This is a genomic window from Rubellimicrobium sp. CFH 75288 (assembly GCF_009904055.1).
In the GTDB taxonomy this organism is placed as follows: domain Bacteria; phylum Pseudomonadota; class Alphaproteobacteria; order Rhodobacterales; family Rhodobacteraceae; genus Rubellimicrobium.
The window spans coordinates 282330-296767 of sequence record NZ_WYDP01000005.1; the positions used below are offsets into that span (position 1 = coordinate 282330).

General features: G+C 74.6%; 12 protein-coding genes. 4 read left to right on the top strand and 8 right to left on the bottom strand.

Annotated elements, in window-relative coordinates; all coding sequences use genetic code 11:
• Positions 1–4 precede the first annotated feature (4 nt).
• Genes GT358_RS07070 through GT358_RS07080 form a run of 3 tightly spaced genes read right to left on the bottom strand, consistent with a single transcriptional unit; the run spans position 5 to position 3098 of the window.
• Entirely contained in the window at positions 5–856 is an 852-nt protein-coding gene (locus GT358_RS07070) for a carbohydrate ABC transporter permease (protein WP_166581891.1), read from the bottom strand.
• Positions 853–1791 carry a carbohydrate ABC transporter permease gene (locus GT358_RS07075; RefSeq protein WP_166581892.1) on the bottom strand — a complete coding sequence of 313 codons (939 nt, stop codon included), beginning with the start codon at positions 1789–1791 and terminating at the stop codon, positions 853–855. The genes GT358_RS07070 and GT358_RS07075 overlap by 4 nt, the downstream gene beginning before the upstream one ends.
• 47 nt (positions 1792–1838) lie before the next feature.
• The gene (locus tag GT358_RS07080) at positions 1839–3098 is read right to left on the bottom strand and encodes an extracellular solute-binding protein (protein ID WP_166581893.1); all 1260 of its coding nucleotides are present in this window, start codon (positions 3096–3098) and stop codon (positions 1839–1841) included.
• Positions 3099–3217: 119 nt separating this feature from the next.
• On the opposite strand from GT358_RS07080, the gene GT358_RS07085 reads away from it, so the two are divergent.
• The 3 genes from GT358_RS07085 to GT358_RS07095 are packed head-to-tail and all read left to right on the top strand — an operon-like array spanning position 3218 to position 5888.
• Positions 3218–4408: a pyridoxal-phosphate dependent enzyme gene (locus tag GT358_RS07085; protein ID WP_166581894.1), complete on the top strand. Its 1191-nt coding sequence runs from the start codon at positions 3218–3220 to the stop codon at positions 4406–4408.
• Positions 4405–5103: an MBL fold metallo-hydrolase gene (locus GT358_RS07090; RefSeq protein ID WP_166581895.1), complete on the top strand. Its 699-nt coding sequence runs from the start codon at positions 4405–4407 to the stop codon at positions 5101–5103. Before GT358_RS07085 ends, GT358_RS07090 begins: the two co-directional genes overlap by 4 nt.
• A 59-nt stretch (positions 5104–5162) precedes the next feature.
• Positions 5163–5888, top strand: coding sequence for a FadR/GntR family transcriptional regulator (locus tag GT358_RS07095; protein WP_166581896.1), 726 nt, complete (start codon positions 5163–5165; stop codon positions 5886–5888).
• Position 5889: 1 nt separating this feature from the next.
• Here the strand turns inward: GT358_RS07095 and GT358_RS07100 are convergent, their stop codons facing one another.
• The 5 genes from GT358_RS07100 to GT358_RS07120 are packed head-to-tail and all read right to left on the bottom strand — an operon-like array spanning position 5890 to position 11836.
• Positions 5890–6900, bottom strand: a complete 1011-nt coding sequence (locus tag GT358_RS07100; protein ID WP_166581897.1) for a Gfo/Idh/MocA family protein — start codon at positions 6898–6900, stop codon at positions 5890–5892.
• Positions 6897–8546, bottom strand: a complete 1650-nt coding sequence (locus GT358_RS07105; protein WP_371416238.1) for an ATP-binding cassette domain-containing protein — start codon at positions 8544–8546, stop codon at positions 6897–6899. Before GT358_RS07105 ends, GT358_RS07100 begins: the two co-directional genes overlap by 4 nt.
• On the bottom strand, positions 8543–9355 hold the full coding sequence (locus tag GT358_RS16645) for an ABC transporter permease (RefSeq protein WP_166581898.1): 813 nt from the start codon (positions 9353–9355) through the stop codon (positions 8543–8545). Before GT358_RS16645 ends, GT358_RS07105 begins: the two co-directional genes overlap by 4 nt.
• Positions 9356–9358: 3 nt before the next feature.
• A complete protein-coding gene (locus GT358_RS07115) occupies positions 9359–10321 on the bottom strand; it encodes an ABC transporter permease (protein ID WP_166581899.1) in 963 nt (320 codons plus the stop codon).
• A 6-nt stretch (positions 10322–10327) separates the two neighbouring features.
• A complete protein-coding gene (locus GT358_RS07120) occupies positions 10328–11836 on the bottom strand; it encodes an ABC transporter substrate-binding protein (RefSeq protein WP_166581900.1) in 1509 nt (502 codons plus the stop codon).
• A gap of 153 nt (positions 11837–11989) precedes the next feature.
• Between GT358_RS07120 and ppsA the strand changes: the two genes are divergently transcribed.
• A complete protein-coding gene (ppsA, locus tag GT358_RS07125; RefSeq protein WP_166581901.1) occupies positions 11990–14392 on the top strand; it encodes a phosphoenolpyruvate synthase in 2403 nt (800 codons plus the stop codon).
• Positions 14393–14438 lie beyond the last annotated feature (46 nt).

Sequence of the window (14438 nt, forward strand, 5' to 3'; positions counted from 1 at the left end):
GCGCCTAGCCCTTCACCGCGCCCGCGGTCAGCCCGCGCGCCAGCCACCTTTGCGCGAGCAGCGCAAACAGCGCCACGGGCAGCACGATCACCGTTCCCATGGCCGACATCGGCCCCCATTGCGTCCCCTTGTCGGTGATGAAGCCCGCGATCCGCACGGGCAGCGTCCGCGCCTCCCCGGCCGCCACGGTCGAGGCCAGCAGGAACTCGTTCCACGACAGGATCGCCGTCAGGATCGCCGCCGCCCCCAGGGCGGGCAGCGACAGCGGCAGGACCACGCGGCGGAAGCGCAGCCAGGCCCCGCAGCCGTCCAGCATCGCCGACAGCTCGATCTCCCGCGGGATCTCCTCGAAGAAGCCGAGCAGGATCCATACCACCAGCGGCAGCGCGAGCGAGGCATGCGCCAGGATCACCGCCAGATGCGTGTCGAGCAGCCCCCAGTCCCGCATCAGCAGGTAGAAGGGGATGGCGACCGCGATCTTCGGGTAGAAGCGCACCACCAGGAACGACAGCCCGATGACGAGCGACAGCCGGAAGGGCAGCCGCCACCGGGCCAGCGCATAGGCCGCGGGCGCCCCCAGCGCGACCGCGAGCGCCGTGGCCGCCGCCGTGACGACCACCGAGTTGAGCAGGAACCGCCACGTCTCTCCGTCGCCGCCCAGCACGGCGCGGTAGTGCTCCAGCGTCGGCTGGGCGGGCAGCAGGCCCGCGCCGGGGCTCAGGAACTCCCCCGCCGGCCGGACCGAGTTGAGCGCGAGCACGAGGAACGGAAACAGCGCCAGAACCAGCGCCAGGGCGATCCCCGCCCAGCGCCACGGCCCGACCCGCTCGGCCCCGCCCATCCCCCCGCCCGTCACGGCAGCCACCGCGCCGCGCGCCTGCGCGCGAGCAGCATCAGCGCGGCCACCCCGAAGCAGAGCGCCAGCAGCAGCCAGGACGCCGCCGCCGCCACCGACAGGTTGAAGTAGCGCAGGCCCTGCTGATAGATCCACCAGCTCAGCGTCTGCGTGGCAAAGCCGGGCCCGCCTCCTGTGGTCGTCACCACGATGTCGAGCGTCATCAGCGCGTCCACCAGCCGGAACATCCCCACCAGCATCAGCGTGGGCAGGATCAGGGGCAGCGTGATGCGCCGGAAGACCAGCGCGCGCCCCGCCCCGTCCATCCGCGCCGCGCGCAGGACGTCCGCGGGCAGCGCCGTCAGCGCCGCGGCCATGACCACCATGACAAAGGGCGTCCACTGCCAGGCGTCGATCACCGCGAGCGAGATCCGCGCCAGCATCGGGTCGCCCAGCCAGTTGGGCTGGGGCAGGCCCAGCGCGCCCAGCATCCCGTTCAGCGTGCCCACCCGCGCCGACAGGATCATCCGCCAGATCGTGCCCACCGCCACGGGCGCGATCACCATGGGAAACAGCAGCAGCGCCCGCACCAGCCGCAGCCGCCCGTCCTCGCCCACCGTCAGCAGCGCGAGCGCGAGCCCCGCCGCGAGCGACAGCGCCGTGGAGCCGAGGGCGAGCGCCAGCGTGAAGCCCAGCGCCCCGGTGAACTGCCCGTCCGACAGCACGCGCGCGTAATTGGCCGCCCCCACGAACTCGCCCATCACCGGCGATCGCGCCAGCGTCCAGTCGTGGAGCGAGATCCCGAACGAGGCCGCGAGCGGCCAGAACTGCGTCACACCCAGAAGGACCAGCGCCGGCACCAGGAAGGCGCCCAGCACCAGCCCGTCGGGCAGGGGCCGCACTCCGCGGCGCCTGCGCCGTTCCGCCGCCTCGTCCGCCACCGCGACCGTCACCATCCCGTCCCTCGCTCCGCCGGGCCGCCAGGCCGCGCGGCCCCTTCGCCTCACTCCGCGGCGAGCCCGGAGCCCCGCGCGGCCTCCAGCAGGGCGGGCGGCACCGGGATCGAGGCCCAGGCGGCGTTGATCGACTCGATTGCCGCCTCGGGCTCCATCCGCCCGTTGGCCACCTCCTGCAGCGTGTTGGTCAGGAAGTCCTGCGCCTCGCCCGAGAGCGGCGGGTTCTTGGCCTCGGCGAAGCCGGCCGTCAGGGCGGGCCAGAAATGCGCCCGCTCCTCCGCCAGGTCGGGGTCCTCGTAGGTCGCCGCCCAGACCGATCCGATGTTGTGCTCGACGAGGTTCCGTGTCGCATTCTCCGGGCCCGCAAAGGCCTTGATCCAGGTCCAGGCCGCCTCGCGGTCCGCCGTCGCCTCCGGCACGAAGATCTGCCACAGCGACAGCCAGGGGAACCCTTCGCCGGGCAGGGCGGTCATGGCCCAGCTGCCGCGGATCGGGCTGTCCTCGGCATCGAGCTGGTTGGTCACGAAGGAGGGCCAGGTGACCAGCAGCGCCGCCTGCCCGTCGCGGAAGGCCGCATGCGCCTCGTCGAAGGACATGGCGTTGCCGCCCGGCGGCAGGTGCGCCCAGAGCGCGCGGATGTCGGCCGCGGCCTTCGCGGCCGCCCCGGGCTCGAGCGCATAGGTCCCCTCGGCCGTCACATAGGGCCCGTCATAGCCCGAGAAGAAGAACACGCCGATCTGCTCGGGACTGCCCGTGGGATGGCTCAGGCAGGCCGCCTCCGTCGCCGCCTCGATCGCCTCGCAGGCCGCGACCACGTCCGCCCAGCTGGCCAGGCCCTCGGGGTCCACCCCCGCCTCCTCCAGCAGCGCCGTGTTGTAGAGCAGCCCCATCGCGTCGATCCCGTAGGGGATCCCGATCTGCCGCCCGTCCAGCCATTCGGACCGCCCCGGATCCATCAGGTTGGGGATCATCCCCTCCGCATAGGCGTCGCGCGCGATCAGGTCGTCGAGCGGCTGGAAATAGGAATACACGTCCGCGAGGTAGTAGCCCCCGCTCATCACGTCGTAGCGGTTGGTCCCCGAGATCAGGTCCGTCGTGTTGGTCTGGCGCAGGACCGCCCAGGGAAAGGCGTGCACCGTGACGTCGGGCCCGCCCGCCTCGCGCAGTTCCTCGGCGATCTGCCTCGCGGCCACGTCGTAGGTCCCTGCCTCCATCACCGTGAAGTCGATCGCCTGCGCCCCCGCCGCGAGGGGCGCCAGAAGGGCCGCCCCGAGGGCGACCGCACCGTTGCGGCGCTGATGTGCCATGTCCCGTCTCCCTGTCTGTGGCATGTCCGCCCTGGCCCGACCAGCCCTCTTGCGGATTGGCTGAATGTCAGACAGCATGGGCGTAGCCGAGCCCCTGCCCCTCCGTCAAGGCCGAACCCATGCCCGAACCGCAGACCCGGACCCCCGGCCACGTCCCCCCGCCGCCTTCCCCGGGCCGAACTTCCCCCGCCACGACCTCCGCCTCCCTTCCCCCCCGCGACTCCGCCCCGTCCCCCTTCTGGCGCTGGGCGCCGCTCCTGCCCCTTCCCGCCGTCCCGCCCCTGACGCTGGGCGAAGGGGGCACGCCCCTCCTGCCCAGCGCCCGCTGGCCCGGCCGCGTCTGGTGGAAGGACGAGACGCGCAACCCCACCGGCTCGCAGAAGGACCGCCCCCTCGCGCTCGCCGCGGCCCATGCCCGTGCCGGAGGGGCGCGCCTTCTCGCCGCCTTCTCGGCGGGCTCCGTCGGCCTCTCGGCCGCCGCCTACGCCGCCAGCGCGGGCCTTCCCTGTGCCATCCTGATGAGCGAGGGCGTGCCCGAGGCGCGGGTGGCCCCCCTCGCCGCGCTCGGCGCCCGCCTTCTCGAGGTGCCCGCCGACATCGATGCGGGCATCGCCGCGCTCTCGCGCCTCGCCGGCCGCGGCGGCATCGCGGTGGCCTCCACCACCCGCGCCGCCAACCCCGTCCAGGCCGAGGCCGGCCGCACGCTGGCCTTCGAGATCCTCGAGGATCTGGGCCGGGTCCCCGACCGCGTCGTGGTCCCCGCGGGGGGCGGCGGCACGCTCGCGGCCCTCCATGACGGCTTCGCCCAGCTCTGCGCGATGGGCCTGGCCGACCGCCTGCCGCAGGTCGTCGCCGTGGTCCCCGACCGCTTCGACCTGCTCGCCCGCGCTCTCGCCGCCGGGGCCCTGACCGAATCCGCCCTCGATGCGCTCCCCCCGCCGCCGGGCGGGCCCACGATCCTCAACAAGATCGCCCATCTGCGCCCCCCCGACGCCGTCCACGCGCTCCGCGCCCTGCACGAGAGCATGGGCCGCGTCCTCGCCGTCTCCGACGCCGACGCCCTCTCGGCTGTGTCCGAACTCGGCGCGCGCGAGGGGCTCTATCTCGAACCCTCCAGCGCCGTCGCCTGGCGCGCGCTCGAGACGCTCGAGGCCGAGGGCGCGCTGGCCTCCGGCGTCACCGTCGCGCTCGCCTGCGGCTCGGGCTTCCGCGAAACCCACGTCCTTCTCGCCGGCGGGCCGATCGCCCGCGAGCGGGTGGAACTCGACGCGCTCGGGGACCGCCTCCTCGCCCTGGCGGAGGGCGCATGATCCTGCCCCCCGGATGGGAGCCCGCGCTCGGTCCCCACACCCGCTCGCCCCACCCGCTCGACGCCTCCTGCTGGCGGCTGACCACCGCCCGGGGCCGCACGATCCTTGTCGATGCGGGCGCCGGGCTCGGGCCCCCGCCGCCCGTGCCGGACCTCCTGCTCGTCACCCACGGGCATGCCGACCACGCCGCCGGCGCCGCCCGCCTCGCCGCCCGGGGCGCGCGCGTGCTGGCGGGCGAGCGCACCGCGGCCTGGCTGCGCGCGGGCGACGAGGCGGCGGTCTCGCTCGACCGCGCCCGCGCCGCGGGCCTCTACCCTCCCGAATGCCGCCTCCTGCCCTGCCCGGCCGAAGGTGTCGCCCCCGGCGTGCCCGTCCCCTTCGACGACGCCACCCTCGAGGCGATCCCCACCCCCGGCCACAGCGCCGACCACACCGCCTGGCTCGTCACCGCGGGGGGCCTGCGCGTCCTCGCGGGGGGCGACGCGATCTTCGCGGGCGGCACGGTGATCCTCCAAGACATATGGGACTGCTCCGTGCCCGACACCTGCGCCACGATCCGCCGCCTCGCCGCCCTCGCCCCGGACGCGATCCTGCCCGGCCACGGCCCCCCGCTGCCGGGCGCGGCCGCGCGCGAGGCGCTCGCCGCCGCGCTGGACCGTGTGGACCGCTTCCTGCCGCCCGCGCTCTTCCTCTAGTTGCCGCCGCGCGCCGCCGCGGCTAGATGGTGGTCTCAGGCTATCAGACAGGCGCCCGCATGCATCTCAAGCCCATCGTCCGTCGCACCAGCGCCCAGAGCGTCGCCGACCAGCTCTTCGGCATGATCCGCGAAGGCGCCTGGAAGCCCGGCGACCGCCTGCCGCCCGAAAAGGAACTCTCCGAACAGCTCGGCGTCGGCCGCTCCACCGTGCGCGAGGCGCTCCAGAACCTCATGGCCCTGGGCGTCATCGAAAGCTGCGCGGGCCAGCGCACCGTCATCAAGTCTCCCTCGCCGGGCGAGATCTTCCGCCCCGACCTTCTCGGCCACCTGCTCGGCGACCGCGCCGCCGCCGAACTGCTCGAGGCCCGCGCCATGATCGAGCCCGAATGCGCCCGCCTCGCCGCCCTGCGCGCCTCGCCCGCCGATCTCGACCGCGTCGCCGCCCTGCTCGACCGCCACGCCGCCGCGCTCGAGGCCGGAGAGCCCGTGCACGAATACGGCGCCGCCTTCCATGTCGAGGTGGCGCGCTGCGCGGGCAACCGCGTGGCGGAGACCTTCATGACCTCCATCCTCGACCTCCTGCGCGAGCGCGGCCGCCGCGCCGACGGCATCCCCGGCGCGCGCGCGCGCGAACTGGCCGACCACCGCGCCCTTCTCGCCGTGCTGCGCCGGGGCGACGGCGCCGCCGCGCACGAGGCGATGCTGCGCCATATCCTCGACTGGGCCGACAGCTATGGCGGCGGCGCGGGCGCGGGGCTGGGGGACCTCGCCCGCCCCGCCTGACCTAGTCCGGCAGCCCCGCCACCGCCTCCACCCCCCCGCTCCGCAGCGACAGGAGGATCGCGTCGTTGACCGCGCAGGCCGCCGCCGCCTCCGCCGCCGGCACGAGGTAATCGGCCCCCGCCAGCGTCGCCTCCACGAAATGCTCCGCCTCGAGCCGGAGCGACCCGCCGATCCGCTGCCCCAGATGGGGCCAGTAGACCGTGTCGGGAAACCGCGCCTGCCCCCCCGTCACGGCCAGCACCGATTCCTCGGTCTCGCGCACCTCCACCATGCCGCGCGTGCCGACCAGCCGGAACCCTGCCTGCACCCCCGTGGGCATCCCCTCGGGCAGCGTCCAGCCGAAGGCCAGCTGCGCCAGCACGCCCCCCTCCAGCGTCAGGGTGGCGAAGACCACGTCGTCCACCCCCCAGCGCTGGTCGGGCAGCGCGTCCGCGCGTGCGACCGCATGGGCCGACAGCACCCGCCGCCCCGTCAGCCAGTGCAGCGCGTCCACGTCGTGCACCCCCATCAGGAAGCACAGATGGCTGCCCACCGCCCGCCCGCCCGGATGCCGGCAGAACCGGGAGGCCGCGAAATGCACGGGCTCGCCCGTCTCGCCCGCCGCGACCAGGTCGGCCGCCGCCCGATAGCGCGGGTCGAAGCGCAGGATCTGCCCCACGATCAGCCGCCCCCCCCGGGCTGCGCGCAGGATCTGCGCCGCCCCCTCGGCCGTGTCCGCCATGGGCTTCTCCAGCAGCACCGCCTTGCCCGCCCCCAGGGCGGCCAGCGCGGGCTCGACATGGTGGCGGTCGGGCGTGGCGATCACGACCGCGTCGATGTCGGGCGCCAGCGCGCGGGCGATGTCCGTGGCCGCCTCCGCCCCCGTCTCCTCCGCCAGCCGCCGCGCCGCGCCCTCGTCGCGGTCCACCACCGCGATCAGGCGCGCGGACGGGATCTGGGCCAGCACGCGCGCGTGCATCGACCCCATGAAGCCGCAGCCGATCACGGCGCAGGCCAGGCGGGCTCGGGTCATGACGGAACCTCCTCGGACAGGGTTGCGGGCAGAGGAAAGCGCGGCGGCAGCAGCGCGCCGACCAGCCGTTGGGTATAGGGATGCGACGGCGCGCCCAGCACCGCGTCGGGCGGGCCCAGCTCCACGATCCGCCCCGCCTCGACCACCGCCACCCGGTCGGCCTCCTCGGCCGCCAGCCGCAGGTCGTGGGTGACAAAGACCACCGCGCCCCCCTCGCGCCGGAACGCGGCCAGCAGCGCCATGACCCGCCCCTGCGTGGTCACGTCCAAGGCCGAGACCGCCTCGTCGGCCACGATCAGCCGCGGCCGGGGCGCCAAGGCGCGCGCGATGGCCACGCGCTGGCGCTGCCCCCCCGACAGCTCCGAGGGCCGCCGGCGCTCCATCCCCCCCAGCCCCACGCGCTCCAGCAGCGCCGCCACCGCCTCGCGCTCGGACGGCCAGCCGCGCAGCCCCGCCACCCGCAAGGGCTCGGCCACCGACCGTCCCACGCTCCAGCGCGGATCGAGGCTCGAGAGCGGGTCCTGAAACACCGGCTGCATCTCCGCGCGCAGCCGCCGCAGCGCCGCCGGGCGCAGCCGCGCCAGGTCCTCTCCCGCGAACAGCACCCGCCCCTCGTCCGGCGCCTCCAGCCCCAGCATCAGCCGCCCCAGCGTGGACTTGCCCGAACCGGACTCGCCCACCACGGCCAGGAACTCCCCCTCCTGCACCGACAGCGTCGCCCCCGTCAGAGCCGCCACCCCGCCGTAGCGCCGCGACACCCCCTCGACGGAGAGCAGCACCCGTCCCCCCGGCGGCGGACGCGGGGCCACCCGCCGCACGCGCAGCGCGGGCGAGGCCCCGAGCAGCGCGCGCGTATAGGCCTCGCGGGGGGCGCGGAACACGGCCTCCGTTTCGCCCTCCTCCACGATCCGCCCCTCCCGCATCACCGCCACCCGGTCGGCGAACCAGGCCACCAGCCCGAGGTCGTGCGACACGAGCAGAAGCCCTGCCCCCGCCTCGGCGGCGGCCTCGCGCAGCAGCGTCAGCACCTGCCGCTCCACCGCGGCATCGAGCGCGGTCGTGGGCTCGTCCGCGACGACCAGCGCAGGCGCGTGCCGCGTCGCCGCCGCGATCAGCGCGCGTTGGCGCATCCCGCCCGAGAAGGCGTGCGGAAAGGCCCCCGCCCGCGCCTCGGCGTCGCGCAAGCCCATCCGCTCCAGCAGCGCCGCCGCCACCCGCCGCCGCTCGGCCCGCCCCGGCCTGCGGCTGCCCAGGACCGCCGACAGGGCCTCGTTGAGCCGCCCCCAGCCGTCGGGGCAGCGCGGCGCCACGATCTGGTCGGCCACCGGGTGCAGCGGGTCCAGCGCCGCCAGCGGGTCCTGCGGCACGAAGCCCGTCCCCTCCGCCAGCAGCGCCCGCAAGGCCCGCTCGGGCAGCGCGGCCGGGTTGCGCCCCAGCAGCGCCACGCGCCCCCCCGTCCGCACCAGCCCCGGCGGCAGCCGGCCCAGCGCGGCCAGCGCCGTCACCGACTTGCCCGACCCCGATTCCCCCACCAGAGCCAGGCACCCTCCCGCCGGCACCGTCAGCGACACGCCCCGGACCACGGCGGGCCCCGCGCGCCCCGCCCGCACCTCCAGCCCCTCGACGACCAGCGGCGGCGCGCTCACGGCCGCCCCCCGCGCGCCAGCCGCGGGTCCAGCGCGTCGCCCCAGGCATCCGCGCGCAGGTTGACCGCCACCACGACCAGCACCAGCGCCGCGCCCGGAAAGATCCCCAGCCACGGCGCCACCGTGGTCAGCGGAATGGCCTCCGTCAGCAGCCGCCCCCAGGACGGGTTGGCGGGCTGCGTCCCCAGCCCCAGAAAGGACAGCGACGCCTCGGCGAGCAGCGCATAGGAAAAGACCAGCGCCGTCTGCGTCACCAGCGTGCCGGCCGTGTTGGGCAGGACGTGCAGCGCCACGATTCGCCACGGCCTCTCGCCCGCCGCCCGCGCGGCCAGCACATACAGCTCCCCCATCCGCGCCAGCGTCGCCGCCCGCGCCACCCGCGCCAGCAGCGGCGCATAGGACGCGGCCAGCGCCAGGACCAGCGCCGCGGCCGAGGGCCCCGTGACCCCCAGCACCGCGATGGCGAGCACGAGGGGCGGGACCGCGAAGCCCACCTCCAGCACGCGCATCACCACCAGGTCCGTCCGCCCCCCCGCCGCGCCCGCCAGCACCCCCAGCGGAATGCCCACCAGCGCCGCGAGCAGCGTCGTCCCCGCCGCGATCAGGAGGCCCGGCCGCCCCGCCGCCAGCACCCGCGCCAGGTAGTCGCGCCCCAGCACGTCCGTCCCGAACGGCGCCCCGGCCGAAGGGGGCAGCAGCGCCCGCGCGGGGTCCATCGCCGCCGCGCCCGGGGGCAGCAGCGAGGGCGCCGCCAGCACGCCTCCCAGCACCAGCACCACCAGCACCGTCGCGGCCGAGGGACGTCGCACCGCTCAGCCCCCTTCCGGGCGGATGCGCGGGTCGATCGCCGCATAAAGCAAGTCGACCAGCAGGTTGACCAGCACGAAGGCCGCGGCAAAGACCACGATCACCGCCTGCAGGGTGGGATAGTCGCGCTGCTCGGCCGCGATCAGCATCTGCCGGCCCAGGCCGGGCAGGGCGAACATGTTCTCGACCACGATGACGCCACCCATCAGGAACCCCACCTGCAGGCCCACCACCGTGACCACGGGCACCATGGCCCCGCGCAGGACGTGCTTGAACCAGACCACGCCGGGTGGCGCGCCGGCCAGCCGCGCCAGCCGCACGGGCTCGCCGGCCGCGACCTCCACCGCCGCCGCCCGCGCCGTGCGCGCGACGGGCGCGGCGTTGATGATCCCGATCGTCAGCGCGGGCAGAAGGATGATGCGCAGGAATCCCGCCGGGTCCGCCGCCGGGCTCACATAGCCCACCGAGGGCAGCCAGCCCAGCCGCACCGCAAAGACCAGGATCAGCAGATAGCCGAGATAGAAGGGCGGCAGGCTCAGCGCCACCACCGCCGCGGCCGAGACGGCCCGGTCCGTCCCCCGCCCCGCCCGCGCCGCCGCCGCGAGGCCGAGCGGCAGCCCCACCGCCACCGCGATCGCCGTCCCCAGGAGCGCCAGCGGCACCGTCACCGCCAGCCCCCGCGCGATCAGGTCCGCCACCGGCGTCCCCGCCCGCGCCCCCCCGGAGAGCGAGGTCCCGAAATCGAGCCGCAGCGCGCGCCCCAGCCACTCGGCGTATTGCACCGCCACCGGCCGGTCGAGGCCCAGCGCCGCATTGAGCCGCTCCACCTCCGCCGGAGAGGCGCGCAGGCCCAGCGCGGCCTGCGCCGGGCCCCCGGGCAGGAAGCGCACCAGCGCAAAGGCCAGCACGCTCACCGCCAGGATCAGGACCGCCGCTCCCAGCAGCCGCCAGAACAGGAACCGGAGCACCGCGCGTCAGTCGACGAGGCGCACGTCCGTCAGCACTAGGTCCGAATCGGGCGTGGTGCGGAACCCCTCCACCCGGTCCGACAGCGCCATCAGGCCGGGGACCACGTAGAGGGGCACCCACGGCGCCTCATCCACCAGGATCTGCCAGGCCTCGGAATAGATGTCCGAGCGCACCGCCGGGTCCGTCTCCTCCCGCCCCCGCTCGAGCAGCGCCTGCAGCTCGTCCGAGGGCTCGAAGCCCGAGAAGTTGTACACCCCCTCGCGCGAGAAGTAGCGGAACGTCTTCTGGTCCGGGTCCACCCCGTTGACCAGCCCGCAGACAAAGGCGTCATAGTCGCGGTCCGTCACCACCCTCTGGCCCCAGACGCCCGCCTCCAGCGTGACGTTGCGCGCGTCGATGCCCACCGCGCGCAGGTTCTCGGCGATCACCTCGGCCGCGCGCATCATGTGGGGAAAGGCCGTGCCCCCGCAGGGCGCGAACTCGAAGGACAGGTCCTCCACCCCCGCCTCGGCCAGCAGCGCGCGCGCCGCCTCCGGGTCGTGGGGCAGGGGCGTCACCTCGACGGGGATGGACGAGGCCGAGACCATCGTGTGCGCGACCGCGCCCCGCCCCATCGTGGCCGCCTGCGCCACCGCCTCCTTGTCGATCGCCATGGCGATCGCGCGCCGCACGCGCACGTCGTCGAAGGGCGGGCGCTGGGTGTTCATCCCGAACTCGTCCACCCAGGCGGATTCGTATGCGAGCAGGCTCACCCCCGGCGCCGCCTCCACCTGCCCCGCGAGCGGCAGCGACACCGCATCGAGCAGGTCCACCTGCCCCGACAGCAGCGCCGCCACCCGCGCGCTCTCGTCGGGCACGACCACGAACTCCACCGCATCCAGAAGCGGCCGCTCGGGGTCGTGGAAATCCTCGAACCGCTCGAGCGAGATGGATGTCCGCTCGATCTGCCCGACAAAGCGGAACGGCCCCGACCCTACGGGCTCGGCCACCAGGTCGCCGCCCTCCTCGGGCACGATCGCCGCCCAGACGGGCGTGGCCAGCACCGCCGCGAGCACCCCGTAGGGCCGCGCCAGCGCGATCCGCACGGTCAGGTCGTCCACCGCCTCGACGCTCTCGACCGGCTCGAGGTCCGAGCGCAGCGTGGCCCCCGTCGCCTCGTCGCGGATGCGGTTCAGCGAATAGACCACGTCCGAGGCCGTCAGCGCCGTGCCGTCATGGAAGGTGAGCCCCTCGCGCAGCCGGACGGTCCAGACCAGCCCGTCCTCCGACACCTCCCAGGATTCGGCCATGTCCCCCACCGGGGCCAGCGTCTCGGGATCGGTGGTGAGCAGGCCGCGATAGATCTGCTGGAGCACCCGCACGTCGCTGTAGAGCGAGGAGGTATGGGGATCGAGCGCCACGAGGCCCTGCGCCACCCCGATCCGCAGCGTTCCGCCCCCGCCCTGCGCCAGCGCCCCCGTGGCCCCGAAGGCGAGGGCGGCCGCACCCGCCCACAGGCTTGCCGTTCGTCCCATCCGCGATCCTCCATTCAGGCTGTCTGACAATAGGGAAGGATGGGGGCTTCCTGTCAATACAAACCTGACGCAGCGTCCGCCCGGCCTTGATTCCGGTCAAGGCCCGTCCACCTTGCCCCTGCCATCCTGCCCCCGAACCCGGAGGAGGACCCCATGCATCAGCCATCCCCTGCCGATTCCGCCGACATCCTGTGGTTCGAGACCCTGACCATCCGGGACGTCCCCCGTGTGGGCGGCAAGAACGCCTCGCTGGGCGAGATGGTACGCGCCCTGTCCGGCGCGGGCATCCGCGTGCCGCCGGGCTTTGCCACCACCGCCGGGATGTTCCGCCGCTTCCTGTCCGCAAACCGGCTGGAGGAGAGGATCGCCCGCACGCTCGCCCGGCTCGACGAGGACCCCGCCCTTCTGCCGGAGATCGGCCGCGAGGTGCGCGCGGCCGTGGCCGGCGCCGACTGGCCCGAGGAGGCGCGCGCGGCGATCGTCTCGGCCTACCGCGAACTGGGCCGCCGCACCGGCCGGACCGATCCGCCGGTGGCGGTCCGCTCCAGCGCCACCGCCGAGGACCTTCCTGATGCGAGCTTCGCCGGCCAGCAGGAGACCTTTCTCAACGTCCGGGGCGAGGCGGCGCTGCTCGCCGCCTGCCGGCGCTGCTATGCCTCGCTCTTCACCGACCGCGCCATCACCTATCGCCGCCTCAAGGGCTTCGACCACGCGCAGGTCGCCCTGTCGGTGGGGGTGCAGCTCATGGTGCGGTCGGACACAGGCGGCTCGGGCGTGATGTTCTCCATCGACACCGAATCGGGCTTCGACCGGGTCGTGCTCATCAACGCCGCCTGGGGTCTGGGCGAGACGGTGGTGCAGGGCAGCGTGGACCCGGACGAATACCAGGTGTTCAAGCCGCTGCTCGACCGCCCCGGCCTGTCCCCCATCCTCGAGAAGCGCCTCGGCGCCAAGGCCCGCAAGATGATCCTCTCGCGCGAGGGCGAGGGCGGCGCGCCCACGCGCCTCGTGCCCACCTCCCGCGCCGAGCGCGCCCGTGCCGTGCTGTCGGATGCCGAGATCCTCGACCTCGCCCGACAGGCCGTCGCGATCGAGCGCCATTACGGCCGCCCCATGGACATGGAATGGGCGCGCGACGGCGAGACGGGCGAGATCTTCATCGTCCAGGCCCGGCCCGAGACCGTGCACTCGGCCGGGCGCGGGCGGGCCTTCCGCACCTATCGCGCCCGCCACCACGGCCCCGAGATCGTCCGCGGCCTCAGCATCGGCCGGCAGATCGTCTCCGGCCCCGTCTGCCTGATCGAGGAGGCCCGCGACATCGACCGCTTCGTGGACGGCGCGATCCTCGTCACCTCCACCACCGACCCGGACTGGGTGCCGATCATGAAGCGCGCCGCCGCCATCGTCACCGATCACGGCGGGCGCACCTCGCACGCCGCCATCGTCAGCCGCGAACTCGGCGTTCCGGCCGTGGTCGGCACCGGCCGCGCCACGCATCTGCTGCACGACGGACAGGAGATCACCGTCTCCTGCGCGGAGGGCGACGAGGGGGTGATCTATGACGGCCCCGCCGAGATCGAGGTGGACGAGCAGGACCCGGCGGCGATCCCCCGCACGCGCACCCGCGTCATGCTCAACCTCGCCAACCCGTCCGCCGCCTTCCGCTGGTGGTGGCTGCCCGCCGACGGGGTGGGCCTTGCGCGGATGGAATTCGTCGTCACCCACGCCGTCCGGGTCCATCCGCTCGCGCTCACCCGCTTCGACGAACTGCGCGACCCCGAGGCGCGCGACGCCATCGCCGCGCTGACGGCGGGCTATCCCGACCGCACCGACTACTTCGTCGAGCGCCTCGCCCGGGGATTGTCGCGCATCGCCGCCGTGGTCTGGCCCAGGCCCTGCCTCGTGCGGATGAGCGACTTCAAGACCAACGAATATGCGGGCCTTCTCGGCGGCGCCCAGTGGGAACCTGCGGAGGAGAACCCGATGATCGGCTTCCGCGGGGCGGCGCGCTACGCCTCGCCGCGCTACAGCGACGGCTTTGCGCTCGAATGCCGCGCCATCCGCCGCCTGCGCGAGGAGATGGGCTTCGACAATGTCCGCGTGATGATCCCCTTCTGCCGCAGCCCGGCCGAGGCGGACCGCGTGCTCGCGCTCATGGAAGCCGAAGGGCTCGCTCGCGGGGCGGACGGGCTCGAGATCCACGTCATGGCCGAAATCCCGTCCAACGTCATCCTGGCCGAGGAATTCGCCCGCCGCTTCGACGGCTTCTCCATCGGCTCGAACGACCTGACGCAGCTCACGCTCGGCGTGGACCGCGACAGCGAGGAGCTGGCCGCAGCCTTCGACGAACGCGACCCGGCCGTGCTCTGGATGATCCGGGAGATGATCGCCCGCGCCCATGCGGCCGGGCGCCCTGTCGGCCTCTGCGGCCAGGCGCCCAGCAACGATCCCGCCTTCGCCAGGCTTCTGGTCGAGGCGGGCATCGACTCGATCTCGGTCGCGCCCGACAGCTTCCTCGCGGTCAAGGCGAACGTGGCCGCGGCCGAGGGCGGCTGAACCGCCAGGACCCCGCCCGGCCGGGCGGGGCCCCTTCTCGGGGGGA